16 protein-coding genes and 1 riboswitch are annotated in these 15,000 nt (G+C 68.7%); of the genes, 5 read left to right on the top strand and 11 right to left on the bottom strand.

Features of this window, described 5'->3' with window-relative positions:
• Positions 1-150 precede the first annotated feature (150 nt).
• The 6 genes from thiC to ruvB form a co-directional block, all read right to left on the bottom strand.
• Positions 151-1,539 (bottom strand): phosphomethylpyrimidine synthase ThiC, encoded by a 1,389-nt coding sequence (thiC, locus tag H8F27_RS08520; RefSeq protein ID WP_197153205.1) that lies wholly within the window; start codon positions 1,537-1,539, stop codon positions 151-153.
• A 42-nt stretch (positions 1,540-1,581) separates the two neighbouring features.
• Positions 1,582-1,699: riboswitch (TPP riboswitch) on the bottom strand.
• Positions 1,700-1,759: 60 nt separating this feature from the next.
• Positions 1,760-2,350 (bottom strand): HEAT repeat domain-containing protein, encoded by a 591-nt coding sequence (locus tag H8F27_RS08515; protein ID WP_197153202.1) that lies wholly within the window; start codon positions 2,348-2,350, stop codon positions 1,760-1,762.
• A complete protein-coding gene (locus tag H8F27_RS08510) occupies positions 2,347-2,565 on the bottom strand; it encodes a DUF3188 domain-containing protein (RefSeq protein WP_197153201.1) in 219 nt (72 codons plus the stop codon). The genes H8F27_RS08515 and H8F27_RS08510 overlap by 4 nt, the downstream gene beginning before the upstream one ends.
• Positions 2,562-3,782 (bottom strand): amidohydrolase, encoded by a 1,221-nt coding sequence (locus H8F27_RS08505; RefSeq protein ID WP_197153199.1) that lies wholly within the window; start codon positions 3,780-3,782, stop codon positions 2,562-2,564. The genes H8F27_RS08510 and H8F27_RS08505 overlap by 4 nt, the downstream gene beginning before the upstream one ends.
• A 42-nt stretch (positions 3,783-3,824) precedes the next feature.
• Positions 3,825-4,580, bottom strand: a complete 756-nt coding sequence (locus tag H8F27_RS08500; protein ID WP_197153453.1) for a tetratricopeptide repeat protein — start codon at positions 4,578-4,580, stop codon at positions 3,825-3,827.
• Positions 4,581-4,596: 16 nt separating this feature from the next.
• Positions 4,597-5,655 carry a Holliday junction branch migration DNA helicase RuvB gene (gene ruvB, locus H8F27_RS08495; RefSeq protein ID WP_197153197.1) on the bottom strand — a complete coding sequence of 353 codons (1,059 nt, stop codon included), beginning with the start codon at positions 5,653-5,655 and terminating at the stop codon, positions 4,597-4,599.
• Between the two features lie 62 nt (positions 5,656-5,717).
• Here ruvB and smpB point away from each other — a divergent pair, with 62 nt between their 5' ends.
• The gene (gene smpB, locus H8F27_RS08490) at positions 5,718-6,215 is read left to right on the top strand and encodes an SsrA-binding protein SmpB (RefSeq protein ID WP_197153188.1); all 498 of its coding nucleotides are present in this window, start codon (positions 5,718-5,720) and stop codon (positions 6,213-6,215) included.
• Positions 6,216-6,242: 27 nt separating this feature from the next.
• On the opposite strand, the gene H8F27_RS08485 is transcribed toward smpB, so the two are convergent.
• Both H8F27_RS08485 and H8F27_RS08480 read right to left on the bottom strand, forming a co-directional pair.
• On the bottom strand, positions 6,243-8,237 hold the full coding sequence (locus tag H8F27_RS08485) for a phosphotransferase (RefSeq protein WP_197153180.1): 1,995 nt from the start codon (positions 8,235-8,237) through the stop codon (positions 6,243-6,245).
• Entirely contained in the window at positions 8,237-9,238 is a 1,002-nt protein-coding gene (locus H8F27_RS08480; protein WP_197153172.1) for a cysteine synthase A, read from the bottom strand. The genes H8F27_RS08485 and H8F27_RS08480 overlap by 1 nt, the downstream gene beginning before the upstream one ends.
• A gap of 81 nt (positions 9,239-9,319) precedes the next feature.
• On the opposite strand from H8F27_RS08480, the gene egtB reads away from it, so the two are divergent.
• The 4 genes from egtB to H8F27_RS08460 are packed head-to-tail and all read left to right on the top strand — an operon-like array spanning position 9,320 to position 12,235.
• The gene (gene egtB / locus H8F27_RS08475) at positions 9,320-10,528 is read left to right on the top strand and encodes an ergothioneine biosynthesis protein EgtB (protein ID WP_197153170.1); all 1,209 of its coding nucleotides are present in this window, start codon (positions 9,320-9,322) and stop codon (positions 10,526-10,528) included.
• Position 10,529: 1 nt separating this feature from the next.
• Entirely contained in the window at positions 10,530-11,501 is a 972-nt protein-coding gene (gene egtD / locus H8F27_RS08470) for an L-histidine N(alpha)-methyltransferase (protein ID WP_231596656.1), read from the top strand.
• A 21-nt stretch (positions 11,502-11,522) separates the two neighbouring features.
• Positions 11,523-11,759 (top strand): hercynine metabolism small protein, encoded by a 237-nt coding sequence (locus tag H8F27_RS08465; protein WP_197153168.1) that lies wholly within the window; start codon positions 11,523-11,525, stop codon positions 11,757-11,759.
• Entirely contained in the window at positions 11,756-12,235 is a 480-nt protein-coding gene (locus H8F27_RS08460; RefSeq protein WP_197153161.1) for a hercynine metabolism protein, read from the top strand. The genes H8F27_RS08465 and H8F27_RS08460 overlap by 4 nt, the downstream gene beginning before the upstream one ends.
• 113 nt (positions 12,236-12,348) lie before the next feature.
• On the opposite strand, the gene H8F27_RS08455 is transcribed toward H8F27_RS08460, so the two are convergent.
• Genes H8F27_RS08455 through rpaB form a run of 3 tightly spaced genes read right to left on the bottom strand, consistent with a single transcriptional unit; the run spans position 12,349 to position 14,999 of the window.
• Positions 12,349-12,612, bottom strand: coding sequence for a hypothetical protein (locus tag H8F27_RS08455; protein ID WP_190388593.1), 264 nt, complete (start codon positions 12,610-12,612; stop codon positions 12,349-12,351).
• A gap of 44 nt (positions 12,613-12,656) precedes the next feature.
• The gene (gene lysS / locus H8F27_RS08450) at positions 12,657-14,171 is read right to left on the bottom strand and encodes a lysine--tRNA ligase (RefSeq protein ID WP_197153160.1); all 1,515 of its coding nucleotides are present in this window, start codon (positions 14,169-14,171) and stop codon (positions 12,657-12,659) included.
• A 39-nt stretch (positions 14,172-14,210) separates the two neighbouring features.
• Positions 14,211-14,999: a response regulator transcription factor RpaB gene (gene rpaB, locus H8F27_RS08445; RefSeq protein ID WP_197153451.1), complete on the bottom strand. Its 789-nt coding sequence runs from the start codon at positions 14,997-14,999 to the stop codon at positions 14,211-14,213.
• Position 15,000: the final 1 nt, after the last annotated feature.

Raw genomic sequence — 15,000 nt, 5'->3', positions numbered from 1 at the left:
GAATGAAGTGCTGCTAAGTGCCATCCCCATGGAAGATATGGTCTTGGTGCTGCGGCCCCAGCTGCAGAGCCTGGATGTGAACCCTGAAAGCCCCAATATCCCCCTGAACCTGGCGAAGTAAGGCCAGGCTGCAGGACGTGCTGGATCCGATCAGACCGCAGCTGTGGCGGCTTCGCTTTGCTTCTGCTCCGCCAGCACCTGCTCCAAGCCGGCCAGATCCTCGTCGGTGATTTTGGTTTGCATCGGGCAGTGCTTGGGACCGCACATTGAACAGAACTCGGCCTGCTTGTAGATGTCGGCGGGCAGGGTTTCGTCGTGGTACTCGCGGGCCCGCTCGGGATCAAGCGAGAGATCAAACTGCTTGTTCCAGTCGAAGGCGTAGCGAGCGCGGCTGAGTTCGTCGTCGCGGTCGCGGGCCCCCGGGCGATGGCGGGCAATGTCGGCGGCGTGGGCCGCGATCTTGTAGGCGATCAGGCCCTCGCGCACATCCTCGGCATTGGGCAGGCCCAGGTGCTCCTTGGGGGTCACATAGCAGAGCATGGCCGTGCCATACCAGCCGGCCATCGCCGCGCCGATGGCGCTGGTGATGTGGTCGTAGCCGGGGGCGATGTCGGTGACGAGCGGACCGAGCACATAGAAGGGCGCCTCGCTGCACTCCTCCATCTGCTTTTTGACGTTGAATTCGATCTGATCCATCGGCACATGGCCCGGACCCTCCACCATCACCTGGATGTCGTGCTCCCAGGCGCGGCGGGTGAGCTGGCCGAGGGTTTTGAGCTCAGCCAGCTGGGCGGCGTCGGAGGCGTCGTGCTGGCAACCCGGCCGCAGGGAGTCTCCAAGGGAGAAGCTGCAGTCGTAGCGCTTGAAGATTTCGATGATGTCATCGAAATGGGTAAACAGGGGATTCTGCTTGTGGTGATAGAGCATCCACTGGGCCAAAATCCCGCCGCCGCGGCTGACGATCCCGGTGAGGCGACCCTTCACCAGGGGCAGGTGCTCAATCAGCAGGCCGGCGTGGATCGTCTGGTAGTCGACCCCCTGCTGGCAGTGCTTCTCGATGATGTGCAGGAAGTCGTCGGCGTCGAGCTTCTCGATCGAGCCGTGCACGCTTTCCAGCGCCTGATAGACGGGCACCGTGCCGATCGGCACCGGCGAAGCATTGATGATCGCCGTGCGCACCTCATCGAGGTTGACGCCGCCGGTGGAGAGGTCCATCACCGTGTCGGCGCCGTATTTCACCGCCAGGCGCAGCTTGGCCACCTCCTCATCGAGATCGGAGGCATTGGGGGAAGCGCCGATGTTGGCGTTCACCTTGCAGCGGCTGGCGATGCCTATCGCCATCGGCTCCAAATTGAGGTGGTTGATGTTGGCCGGGATGATCATCCGCCCCCGGGCCACCTCCTCCATCACCAGCGACTCGGGCAGGTTTTCCCGCTTGGCCACATAGGCCATTTCTTCAGTCACCACGCCCTGGCGGGCATAGTGCATCTGGGAATAGTTCGCGGTGCCGCGACGCTTCTCGATCCAGGCGCTACGCATGTGGGGCTGCAGATAGGGCGGGGCGCAGCCTGAGAGTGGTTTCACAATCCAGTTCCACTTCCCTGCGCCGGCATTACCCGGATCAGGTTCGGAGGGTGTGATCTCAGCCCGGTGCTGCACAGCTGATTAGGCCGGCAGCGGGGCACCCCTAGTGACATGCGAAACCTAGCAAGGCTGTAACCGGTTTAGCTCCATAACCGATTACAGCCTTGTAACCCTTTCAGGCCTGTAACCCGTTGAACGCCGCGGCCACCACCCGGTGATCGGCGTCAGTCTGGAGCTGCTGCAGCAGGGCGCGGGCCTCCCCATCGCCGTGCTCCCGCACGAGACGGCCGAGGATCTCGGCTCCGCCCACCCGCACGGTGCCATCGGCATCGGTGATCGCCAGCGAGGCCAGCTCCAGCAGCCAGGCCGGATTGATTTCGGCCTGTTCGGCCAGGGCCGAGAGGATGCTGCAGCGCACCAGCCACTGCCGATCGGCGGCAAACAGCTGAAGCACCAGGGGCCAGGCCCGTTCCAGCGAATGGCTGACCAGGGAGTTGGCTGCTTCAGCCCGCACATTGGCGTCCTCGTCGTGCTGGGCGGCGCCCACCAGGGCCTGCCAGCCGGCCTCACTCTGCTTCACCCCGAGGCCGGCGCAGCTGAGCGAGCGCACCATGAAAACCTCCTGCTCCAGACCCAACAGCAACAGGGGCACGGCCTCTTCAACCGGCATCTGCCGCAGGCCCGCCAGGGCCGGCATGGCCCGGCTGGGATCGCCGGAGGCGATCGCCTCACGCAGGGCAGCGAGATCGGGCGAAGGGGTGTTCATTGGGGGCCATCCTGGCCCAGGGCCGCCAGCAGGTTGCGGCGGCGGCGGCGCCAGCCCAGCAGGCTCGTCCCCAGCAGACCCGTGCCGATCAACAGGGCGGGCAGGGCCGGCAGGCGATCGACACCGCGGCGCTGCAGCAAAACCAGCAGGGACATCAAAATCAGCAGGGGGGAAGAGAGGGCCAGCAAACCCCTAAGCAGGGGCCGGTTCCTCATGGCCGCTGCTCCATCCAACGCAGCAGGCTCAGGGCGAGCACCCGGACGCCCACCGGCAGGGCCGCCTCGTCAGGGGCAAAGGAGTTGCTGTGCAGAGGGGCACAGCCCGCCGGCCCTGCCACCCCGAGTCGAAACATGGTGCCGCGGGTGTCCTCCAGCAGCTGGGCAAAGTCTTCAGCGCCGAGGGAGGGCTGCTCGAGCCACTGCACCTGGGAGCGGCCCAGCAGCTCCACCGCAGCAGCTGCAACCAGCTGGGTGAGCGCTGGGTCGTTTTGCACCGGCGGCGAGATGCAGCGATAGCTCACCCGCGCCTCGCCACCGTGGCCCCGGCAGAGGGCCTGCACCGTGTCTTCAATCCAGCCCGGCAGCTGGGCATGCACCTCATTATCGAGGCAGCGCACCGTACCCAGCAGGCGCACATGGTCGGCGATCACATTGAAGGCCTTGCCGCCCTCGATGCGCCCGAAGCTCACCACCACCGGATGCAGGGCATCGAGGCGGCGGCTGATCGCCTCCTGCAGGCCACTCACCACCCGGGCCGCGATCCAGATGGCATCGGTGCTCTGGTGGGGCCGGGCGCCATGACCGCCCTCGCCCAGCACCTCCACCTCCAGCTCCCCCGCCGCCGCCGTAAGGCTGCCGCTGCGCACGCCGATCGTGCCCACCGGCAGGCTTGGGAAGACGTGCAAACCAAACAGGGCCTCCACCCCGTCCATGGCCCCGTCGGCCCTCATCCAGGCCGCCCCCTGGGCCGTCTCCTCGGCGGGCTGAAACAGCAGCCGCACCCGGGCCGTGAGCAGGTGGGGCTGGCGCTGCCATAGCCCCCCCAGCAGGTGGGCCACCCCCAGCCCCACCGCGGTGTGCAGGTCATGGCCACAGGCATGCATCAGGCCCTGTTGGGTGGAGGCGTAGTCGAGGCCGGTGCGCTCCTCCACCGGCAGGGCGTCCATATCGACCCGCAGGGCCACCAGCGGCACCTGGAGGCCCGCCGGGCCCAGCTCCGCCAGCACGCCAGTGCGGCCCACCCCCTCGCGCACATCCCAGCCCCAACGGCGCAGCTCACCGGCAACCAGGGCGGCCGTCTGCTGCTCGTGGCCACTCAGCTCGGGATGGCGATGGATGTGTCGGCGCAGCTGAATCAGCTCCGGCAGCACCTCTGCCAGGGCGGCCTCGAGGCCGAGCTCTTGCCAATTCAACCTGCAGGGTGTGGCTGTCATTCGTAGGCCGTCATGCGGGGGCCTTCATTCGGGGGCAGTCATTCAGGAGCCCAGGGCAAGGAATTGGACTAGAGCTTCCACCGGCACGGGGGGCCAGCGCCGCGTCGATCGCAACCATTCTTGCTGCCGGTAGCGCGGATCGAGGCCGGAGGCCGCAGCCCAGTTGCTCTCGGCCTCACCGCTGGCCCCCTTTTGCCACAGCAGGGCGGTGAGAGCGGCGCGGGCATCGGCAAACAGGGGGTAGCGGCGGATCAGGTTGCGCAGCTCCCGCTCGGCCCCAGCTTTGTCTCCGAGTTGGAAGGCGGCCAGGGCTGCACTGGAGCGGGCCATGGCAAAACCAGGCCGGGCCAGGGAAGCCGCCTCAAAGCAGCGGCGCGCTTCCTGCCAGTCGCCCAGGGAGCCCTGCACGTTGCCGAGGTTGTAGAGGGCCGAGGCCCGCGGTTCGCCCGTGTCGCTGGGGGCCCGCTCCAGGATCCAGCGGTAGTCGGCCTCGGCGGCGGCCCAATCAGCCAGGGCCTCCTCGGCTGTGCCGCGATTGAGATGGGGATCGGGGCTCTCGCTATCGAGGGCGATGGCCTTGGTCTGGTCGGCAATGGCGGCGCGGGGATCGCCCAAGGCCAGCAGCACGTTGCCCCGGTTGCTCCAGGCCGCCGCATCGTTTGGGGCCACCTCCAACACCTGGTTCCAGAGGGGCAGGGCCTCGGCGAAGCGCCCCTCCCGGCTGGCACTGAGGGCCTGGTCAAAGAGCTGGGGCAGCAGCAACTGCACCCCCAACAGCAAAGCAAGCAGGGTGGAGATCACGGGCGGAGCCCGCTCATGCCGCCGCTCCGGCCGGCCAGCCCAGGTGGCTGCGACCCGCCAAGGTGACCAGCCGGCCCCGCGGCGTGCGCTGCAGAAAGCCCAGTTGCAGCAGGTAGGGCTCGACCACCGCTTCGAGGGTGGCGGAATCTTCGCCCAGGCCCGCCGCCAGGGTGTCGAGGCCCACGGGCCCCCCGCCATAGGCCTCCAGCATCAGGGTCAGCAGGCGCCGATCGCTGGCATCGAGGCCCCGATCGTCGACCCGATGCAGGCTGAGGGCCTCGGCCACCAGCGCCGGGCCGATGCGGCCATGGCCGCGCACCGATGCCACGTCGCGCACCCGCCGCAGCAAACGATTGGCGATGCGGGGGGTGCCGCGGCAGCGGCGCGCCACCTCCACAGCGGCGTCGGCCTCGAGCGCGATCTGGAGCAGGCCAGCGGCCCGCTCGACGATCGCCTGCAGGTCGTCGATGCCATAAAACTCCAGCCGCTGGATCAGGCCAAAGCGATCCCGCAGCGGCGAACTCAAGGCGCCGGCCTTGGTGGTGGCCCCCACCAGGGTGAAGGGCGGCAGCTCCAGGCTGCGGGTACGGGCGGTGGTGCCCTTGCCCACGGTGAGATCGAGGCGGCAGTCTTCCATTGCCGGGTAGAGGATCTCCTCGGCCACCCGGTTAAGTCGGTGAATCTCGTCGATGAACAGCAGCTCATGGGGCTGCAGGTTCACCAGTAGGCCAACGATGTCGCGGGGGCGCTCCAGGGCCGGCGCACTGGTGATGCGACAGCGCACCCCCAGCTCCTCGGCCAGCACCAGGGCCATGGTGGTTTTGCCCAGACCCGGCGGGCCGTAGAGCAGCACGTGGTCGAGGGCCTCCTGGCGGGCCCGGGTGGCCTCCACGGCGATGGCCAGCACCTGCTTGAGCTCGCTCTGGCCGATGTAGTCGGCAAGGCGCTTGGGGCGCAGGCCATCTTCCCGGGCGATCGGCCCAGGCCCGGCCCCGACCTCGCCGACCACGGCGGTGGGATCCACCAGCCGCGGCTGGGAAGGCTGCGGGGATCCCGAGGAAACGATGGCCATGCAGCGAGGGTACCGGCAGCTCCCTAGGGTCGGAAGGTCCAGGGGAAGGATGCGGAGCAGCGATGGCAAAGGGCGGGGGCAAGAAAAAAGCCAAGGCCCAGCGTGATGCCGCCAACAAGCTGCTGGCCGACAACCGTTTCGCCCGCCACCAGTACGAGATTCTCGAAACCCTGGAAACGGGCGTTGAACTGCTGGGCACGGAGGTGAAGTCGATCCGGGCGGGCCACTGCAACCTGCGTGACGGCTTCTGCCTGATCCGCAAGGGGGAGCTGCAGCTCCACAACGTGCACATCTCCCCCCACACCCATGCCGGGGCCTACTTCAACCACGAGCCCCTGCGGGTGCGCAAACTGCTGGCCCACCGGCGCGAGATCGAAAAACTGCGGGTGGCCCTCGATCAGAAGGGCCTCACCCTGATCCCCCTCAACCTGCACCTCAAGGGGTCCTGGATCAAGCTCACCATCGGCCTGGCCAAGGGCCGCAAGCTGCACGACAAACGCCACGAGGAACGGCGCAAGCAGGACATCAAGGACGCCAAGGCGGCCATCGCCCGGCTCTGAGTCGGGGCGCGGCCTGCCCGACTGGAGTCAATTGACTGGCGGTTGCACCGGCGGCGGCGGGGCGACGGCAGGCGGGGCGGGGGCCGGCCCGGTCTGGACCTGGGGCCTCTCCAGCTGGTCCGGCGGCGCCTGGGGTGAGGGCTCGGGGCCGGCTGGCGGCGGGGCCACCTGGGGCAGGGGTGGATCCGCCCGCAGGGAGAGGGTGATCAGGGCCGGGGCCACACCCTCGTTCGTGACCAGCAGCTGGACCGGCGAGCGTTTCTGCACCCCCAGGCTCACCACCCGCAGGGGGCCCTTGGCCTCCAGCAGGTCGCCATCGGGGCCGAAGACACTCATCTGCATTAGCGGCGAGCCATTCACCCCCAGCACCAGCCGATAGCCGGCGGGCAGCCGCACGGGGAAGAGGCGGGCCCCCCCGGCCTCCACCTGGGCCGAAAGCACCCGGGTTTCCAGGGGCTGAGCCTGGATCGCCTCGATCTGCACATTGGCCAGCCCCTGCTCGGCTGCCGCATACCAGAGCTGCCGGAAGGGTTCAGCCGGGATGTCGGCGCCGGGCCGGCCCGGCAGCAGGTTCTGGGCACTGCCCGAAACCAGCTGGCGCAGCACCGCGGGGCTGAGCCCCTGGCTCACCAGGGACTGCTGGCGCCGCTCCCAATCCCCATTTGTGTAGCTGCCGAGGCGGCGGCGGATGTCGAGGGGAAGTTGCTCCACCCTGGCCAACCACTCCTCGGCAAGCTCGTTCCACACCTTGCGCAGGGGGGCTTCCTCGAGGGAATCGCCCGGCAGGCGACCACCCCGCTCAGGAAACTGGGCGAGCAGGCTGGCATCCACCAGTTTGAGAAACCAGCCCCGGTCAATCTGCAGGGCCCGTAACCGGTTGAGCAGCTGCTGGCGCTGGTCAACCTCCGCCGGCGGCAGGCTAGTGGGCAACTGCAGGGCCGCATCGGGGGTGGTCAGGGCCACCCGACCGCGGCTCAGCCACCACCAACCCAAGGCAGTGCCGACCACGGCCGAGAGCACCAGGGCGATCACCACCGGCCAGATACCGCCCTCGGCGGCCTCCTCCCGCTCCTCGAGCCGGGTGCGCGGGGCGGCGGCTGGACCTGGAACTGGGGCCGGCTCGGGCTGGGGTGGCGGAGCGACCAGCACGGGCAGCACCGGCGCCACTGGGGGTTCGGTCACCGGTGGCGGCACCAGGGCAACGGTGCTGTCGGCCCGGGGCACCGGGCCCGTGCTCTCAGGCATGGCCAGGGCCTGGAAAGCTGCCAGGGCCTTGGCCGCGGAACCAAAACGCTCCCCCGGCTGGCGCAGCAGCAGGCGGCTGATCTGGGCCTGCAGCTCGGGTTGGCCGGCCAGGGTGGCAGGCCAGCGCCAGGCAAGGCTGACCGGATCCAACAACCTGGCGGGCCCCTCACCACTCAGCAGCACCAAAGCCACCACGCCAAGGGCATGCAGATCCATCCACGGCTCGCTCTGGAGCAGGTGGGTGCGCTCCGGCGGGGCATAGCCAGGGGTGGCCTGGGCCGCACCAGCCACCGAGCCGAAATCAATCAGCACCGGCAGGCCATCGCTGTCGCGGCGCAGCAGGTTGGCGGGGCTGAGGTCGCCGTGCACCAGCTCCTGGCTGTGCAGCACCGCCAGCACCGGCAGCAGCTGGCGCAGCAGCAGCAACACCTCTCCGGCACCAAACACCAGCTGCCGTGCGGCCCGGGCCTCGAGCAACTGCTGGTAGGTGCGGCCTGCCTGCCATTCGCGCACCAGCCACAGCCCCTCGGCCGCCTCGATCGCCGCCCCCATGCGCGGCACCTGGGGATGGAGCACCCCCTGCAACCGGTCCCAGCGCTGACGCGCCATGGCCAGATCGATTTCCCGCCCCAGTAGGCGCAGGGCCATCGGCGCCTCTGCCGCCAGCAGGTCGCTGGCCCGCCACAACTCCCCCTGGACTTCAGCCCCGCTGCCCAGGCTGAGGCGCTCCTCCAACCGATAACGCTCGCCGATCAGCTGACCCTGCTGCGCCGCCATCAGCCCACTCCTGCCAGGCAGCGCTCAGGTTGACGCAGACCCTTGGCCGCGAGCCAGTCGGCTTCATAGAGCCGCGACCGGTAGCGGTCGCCGCTGTCACACAACACGGTGACGATCGTGTGGCCGGGGCCCAGACGCCGGGCCGTCTCCACCGCCGCGGCCACATTGATGCCCACCGAGCCGCCCAGGAATAGGCCTTCGCGCCAGAGCAGCCCGTAGATCGTGTCGAGGGCGGCCTGGTCATCGATGCGCACGGCATCATCAACGGGGGATCCCTCCAGGTTGGCGGTGACGCGGCTGTTGCCAATCCCCTCGGTGATCGAGCTGCCCTCGCTCACGAGCACTCCATCGGTGGCCCAGCTGTAGAGGGCACTGCCATGGGGATCGGCCAGGACACAGCGCACCGCCGGGTTCTGCTCCTTGAGATAGAGAGCCACGCCGGCGTAGGTGCCGCCGGTGCCGGTAGCCGCCACCCAGGCATCCACCCGACCGCCGCTCTGCTGCCAGATCTCCGGCCCGGTGGAGTTGTAGTGGGCGCGGCGGTTGGCCAGGTTGTCGAACTGGTTGGCCCAGACGGCGCCGGGGGTCTCAGCGGCGATGCGGCCCGAAAGCCTCACGTAGTTGTTGGGGTCGCGGTAAGGCACCGCCGGCACCGTGCGCACCTCAGCGCCCAGGCTGCGCAGCAGGCCGATCTTCTCCGCCGACTGGGTGTCGGGAATCACGATCAGGGCCCGGTAACCGCGGGCATTGCAGATGTGGGTGAGGCCGATGCCGGTGTTGCCGGCCGTGCCCTCCACCACCGTGCCGCCAGGCCGCAGCAGCCCCTGCTCCTCCGCCTCCAGCAGAATGCCCAGGGCAGCGCGGTCCTTGACCGAGCCCCCCGGGTTCATGAACTCGGCCTTGCCGAGGATCTCGCAGCCGGTGAGCTCACTGGGGCCCCTGAGCCGGATCAGGGGCGTGTTGCCGACGGCGCCCACGAACCCTGAAGTGATGCCGGCCATGCCCACGTGCTGTGCGTGGCGAGATCGTAGGCAAGCCCTCTAGGGTCAGACCTGATTTCAGCCCGAATTGGCGGCAGCGGGATGGGACAGGAGCTGGCGGCGCGGTACATACGGGTGCGCCAGCAGAGCCTGGCCCTGGTGGCCCCCCTGCAGCCAGAGGACCTCTGCCTCCAGGGGATGGCCGACGCCAGCCCGCCCAAATGGCACCTGGGCCACACCACCTGGTTCTTTGAGCAGTTTGTGCTGCGGCCCCAGCTGGAAGCTGGCCTGGCGGGGGCCTATCAACCAGCTCCCGAGACCTGGAGCTTTATTTTCAACAGCTACTACGACGCCGTCGGCGCCCGCCACCCCCGGCCCCAGCGGGGCCTGCTGAGCCGCCCGCCCCTGGCCGAGGTACTGGCCTGGCGGGCGGAGGTGGATGGGGCCGTGCTGGCCCTGCTGGATCAGCTGGATCAGGGCGCCCCCCAGCTGGAGCTGGTGGAGCTGGGCCTACAGCACGAGCAGCAGCACCAGGAGCTACTGCTGATGGACCTGCTCGATGGCTTCAGCCGCAACCCCCTGGAGCCGGCCTATGGCCGCGAGCCGGAGGGCGCCAGCCCCTGCCTGGCCGGGGAGCCGGAGCCCCCCTGGCTGGAGCACGGCGGCGGCCTGGTCGAGATCGGCCACTGCGGCGGCAGCCTTCATTTCGACAACGGCTTTCATTTCGACAACGAGGCGCCCCGCCACCGCCAGTGGCTGGAGCCTTTTGCCATCGGTAGCCAGCTGGTGAACAACGGCGCCTATGGGAACTTCATCGCCGACGGCGGCTATCGCAGGGCCGAGCTGTGGATGAGCGAGGGCTGGGCCGTGGTGCAGGAGCGGGGCTGGCAGGCGCCGCGCTACTGGCGGGGGGAAGATGAATTTGGCCTGGCAGGCCGCCAGCCGCGGCGGGCGGAGCAACCGGTGCGCCACCTGAGCTGGTTTGAGGCCGACGCCTTCGCCCGCTGGGCCGGGGCCCGGCTACCCAGCGAGGCCGAATGGGAATTTGCAGCCACCAGGGGGAGCCTGCCGCAGGCCTTCGGCCTGCTCTGGCAGTGGACCGCCAGCCCCTACCGGCCCTATCCGGGGTTCGTGCCGGCCGCCGGTGCCGTGGGGGAATACAACGGGAAGTTTATGAGCTCCCAGATGGTGCTCCGCGGCAGCTGCTTCCTCACCCCCAGCGGCCACGAACGGCCCACCTACCGCAACTTCTATCCGCCGGCGAGCCGCTGGATGGCGGCGGGTCTGCGCCTGGCCCGTGATCTCACCTGATATGGCTCCAAAGCAGCAATCCCAGCTGATCAACCTGCATCCGCCGGCCGCCGACATGCGCCGCCTGGTGGTGGCCGGCATGGAGCGCCACCCCCGCCAGTTACCGGCCTGGCTGCTCTACGACGCCGAGGGTTCCCGCCTGTTCGAGACGATCTGCGAGCAGCCCGAATATGGGCTGACCCGCACCGAAACGGCCCTGCTACAGGCCCGGGCCCCGGAGCTGGCGGCAGCCCTGGGCCCGGGGGTGCTGGTGGAATTCGGCGCAGGCAGTGCCCGCAAGGTGGAGCCCTTGCTGGAGGCCCTGGGGCCGCCGGCCTACGTGGCCCTCGACATCAGCCCCCACCACCTGGAGCTCGCCTGCCGGGAGCTGCAGGCCCGCCATCCGGCGGTGCCCGTGCTCGGCATCTGCTGCGATTACAGCCAACTGCAGCAGCTGCCAGACCACAGCCTGCTGCGGGGCGAGCGGCGGCTGGGCTTCTACCCGGGCAGCTCGATCGGCAATTTCAGCCCGGTTGAGGCGAGCTTGCTCCTGGCCCAACTGCGGGGCCTGCTGGGGCCGGGGGCGCGGCTGCTGATCGGCATCGACCAACCCAAGCAGGTGTCACGGCTGGAGGCCGCCTACAACGATGCCGCCGGGGTTTCCGCCGCCTTCGCCCGCAACCTGCTGGTGCGGCTCAACCGCGACCTGGCCGGCAACTTCGATCCCCAGGCCTTCAGCTACAGCGCCCGTTGGCAGCCCGAGCACAGCCGCATCGCCATGGCCCTGGTGAGCCGCAGCGCCCAGAGCGTGCAGCTGGCAGACCGCAGCTGGAGCTTCAGCCCAGGGGAGGAGCTGATCACCGAATACAGCTTCAAATACACCCCAGAAGCCTTCCTGGCCCTGGCCGCCAGCGCCGGCTGGCAGGGCGCCGGCCGCTGGAGTGATCCGCGGCACGACCTATCCCTGCACATGCTGGTGACGCCAGACTCCTAATCCCAGACCCCAATCACAACCATGGGCCGCGAAGAACAACGGGCCGCCATACGCCAGGTGCGCGAGGGACTGATCAGTGAATTGGAGGAGCTCTACCGCAACGCCTTTGACCGGATCGGCAACCAGGACCTGGGCGAAGGGGCGATCGCCCGGCTCACCCAGTTGCTGCTGCGCTCCCGCGAAGCGGCAATAACGCCGCTGCAGCAGGAGATCGAGGCCCCCCTGATCACCACCCCGGCTGGGCAGCCAGCACCATGAGCAGCTCGAGCTGGTTGGATCAGCTGGAGGCGCGGCTCGACCAGCAGCTGGAGGCCTTCCTCGCCGCCAACCCCAGCCAGGAGACCCTGCTGGAGGAGCAGGGAGCGCGCGATCGCCAGGCCCGGCTGGTGGGGCAGCGACGCCAGTTGCAACGGCAGGCGGAACAGGAGCGCCAGGCCCTGCTGCAACTGGCCGACGAGATTCGGCGCTGGCAGGAGCGGGTGGTCAAGGCGCAGGCCGCCGGTGCCACCGCCCTGGCCGAGCGCGCCAAGGCCCACCAGCAAGGCCTGATGGAGCAGGGCCGCCAACGCTGGCAACAGCTGGGCGAGCTGGGGGTGAGCTTCGCGGCGGTGGAGCGCGACCTGCGCGAGCTGGACAGCCGCTCGCGCCCGCCAAGGGCCTCCAGCCTGGAGCAGGACTGGGCCGCCTTTGAAGCCAACCAGGCCCTGGAAGAGCTGCGGCGGCAGCAGCGCTGAAAATGGGGAGCCACCGCCGCCAAATTCGGTGTCTCCTCAATTCCGTACAAGCTGTACAGAATTCGGGAGAGCCCACAATCACAAAAGATGGAGCTGATCGAACCTGCTTGGGTTCAGGCCTTGGGAGCGGGCGGCACCAGGCTCACCCCTTCCGGTGGTGGGGTGGGATCGGGATCGGCAATCAGCATGTGTTGCAGAACTATTTCCGGACGTTCGCTGTCGCGCCAACGGATCCGGTAGGCGGGCATCTTGGTGCCTCGACTGGTGGTCTGCTCGACGGGCTCCATCACCCAGCCGCGACGAGAACGACCCTGGGGATTGCGCTTCACCACAGCGTCCGCGTGTTTGAAGCGAAAACCGACGCGCTCGCCACTCATGGAATCGTTGGCCCCCAAATGGGGCAGATTGCCTACTGGTGCAATTATCCCATTGTGGCCGGCCGCGCCTCAGGGCGCAGCAGCGGGAAGGCGATCACATCGCGGATCGAGGGGCTGTCGGTGAGCAGCATCACCAGCCGATCGATGCCTATCCCCAGACCCCCGGTGGGGGGCATGCCCACCTCCAGGGCCTGGAGAAAATCCTCATCCACCGCCTGGGCTTCCAGGTCGCCGGCGGCCCGACGGGCCTGTTGGGCCTCCAGGCGCTGGCGCTGGTCCACCGGGTCGATCAGTTCGCTGAAGGCATTGGCGGTCTCGCGGCCGGCGATGAACAACTCGAAGCGCTCCACCAGCCCCGGCTTGCTGCGATGGGCCCGGGCCAGGGGTGAATTCTCCACCGGGTAATCGAGCACGAAGGTGGGCTGGATCAGGTTTGCCTCGACCCGCTGGTCAAAGGCTTCCACCAGCAGGCGCCCCACCGAATCGGCCAGGGCCGGCACCTCCAGCCCCTGGGCGGCCATCGCCGCGGCCGCCTCGGCACGGCTGCTGAAGGCGTTGAAGTCGAGCCCGGTGGCGTCCTGCACCAGCCCGTGCATGGTGGCCCGCCGCCAGGGGGGGGCCAGATCGATTGCGGTGCCCTGGTAGTTGATCAAGGTGGTGCCGCACACCTGCTGGCACACATGGGCCAGGAGCTGCTCGGTGAGCAGCATCATGTCGGTGTAGTCGGCGTAGGCCTGGTAGATCTCCACCGAGGTGAACTCGGGGTTGTGGCGGGTGCTCACCCCCTCGTTGCGGAAAATCCGGCCCAGCTCGTAGACCCGCTCAAAGCCCCCCACCACCAGCCGCTTGAGGTGGAGCTCGGTGGCGATGCGCAGGGTGAGGGGCAGATCGAGGGCGTTGTGGTGGGTTTCGAAGGGCCGGGCGTCGGCACCGCCGGGCACGCTCTGCAGCACCGGAGTTTCGATCTCCAGAAACTCGCGCTCATCCAGCCAGCGGCGCATGGCGCTCACCGCCAGGGCCCGACGGCGGAAGGTTTCGCGGGTGTGGGGCGACACGATCAGATCGAGGTAGCGCTGGCGGTAGCGCTTCTCCACATCCGCCAGGCCATGCCACTTATCAGGCAGGGGCTGGAGGGATTTGCAGAGCATGCTCCAGCTCTTGAGCTTCACCGAAAGCTCGCCCCGGTCGGTGCGCCGCAAGCTGCCGACGACGCCGATCAGGTCGCCGGCATCCACCAGGGAAGTGAGGTGGGCGAAAGCCCCTGGTGGCGGCGCATCAGGAAAGGCCGCATCCAGGGTGGCCTTCTCGATGAAAAGCTGAATCGAGCCGCTCTCATCGGCCAGGGTGAAGAAGGCCAGCTTGCCCATCACCCGGCGGGTCATCACCCGGCCCGCAACGGACACCTCAACGTCCCGCTCCTCCCCATTGGCCAGATCCAGGTGGGCCTGCTGCAGGGCAGCGGCGCGATGGGTGGGCTCAAAACGCAGACCGTAGGGGCCCTGACCCAGGGCCGCCAGGGCGGCAGCTTTCTCGAGACGGGTCTCGCGCAGATCCGACAAAGCAGGCAGAGGGCTGAAGCGCCCCATCCTGCAGGAGCGTCAGCTGCTCGCCGCCAGAGTCAATTCGGCCATCCGCTGGGAGGCATAGCCGGTGCCCCGCACCGTGAGGATCAGCTCGGGGTTGCGGGGGTCGGGTTCGAGCTTGCCGCGCAGGCGGGCCACATACACATCCACCACCCGCAGATCGGCGGCCCGGCGGGGGGGATAGCCCCAGAGCTGCTCAAGGATCTCAGCCCGCGGCACCACCCGACCCGGCTCCCGAAACAACAGCTCGAGCAGGCTGAATTCCGTGTAGGTGAGGCCGATGCGCTCACCATCGCGGGTCACCTGGCGGCGGTTGGTGTCGACCACCAGATCGCCGACGCGCAGAACCCCACTGCCGCTTGGAACCTCCCGGGGCTCGGCCGCTGCAGAACCCCGGCCCACCCGGCGCAGGATGGTGGCGATCCGGGCTTCGAGCTCCTTGGGGCTGAAGGGCTTGGGCAGGTAGTCATCGGCGCCGAGGTCCAGCCCGGAAACCCGCTCGGCGATCGCATCGAGGGCCGAGAGAAAGATGATCGGCACGCAGGACTCGGCCCGCAGGCGGCGGCAGACGGCGAAGCCATCCAGCTTCGGCAGCATCACGTCGAGCACGATCAAATCTGGCTGCTCCTGGTGGAACAGGGTCAGGGCCTCCTCGCCATCCTCGGCGCAGATAACCCGGTAGCCCGCCAGCTGGAGGCGCATCACCAGCACCCGCCGCACGGCCGCCTCGTCGTCCACCACCATCACGGTGGCCCTGGGCTCAGCCTGGGAATCACCGGTACTGGGCCTGTCCTCCAAGGGCATG

The sequence above is a fragment of the Synechococcus sp. CBW1108 genome (assembly GCF_015840335.1).
Classification (GTDB): domain Bacteria; phylum Cyanobacteriota; class Cyanobacteriia; order PCC-6307; family Cyanobiaceae; genus Cyanobium_A.
This window is presented reverse-complemented; position numbering and strand designations above follow the sequence as displayed.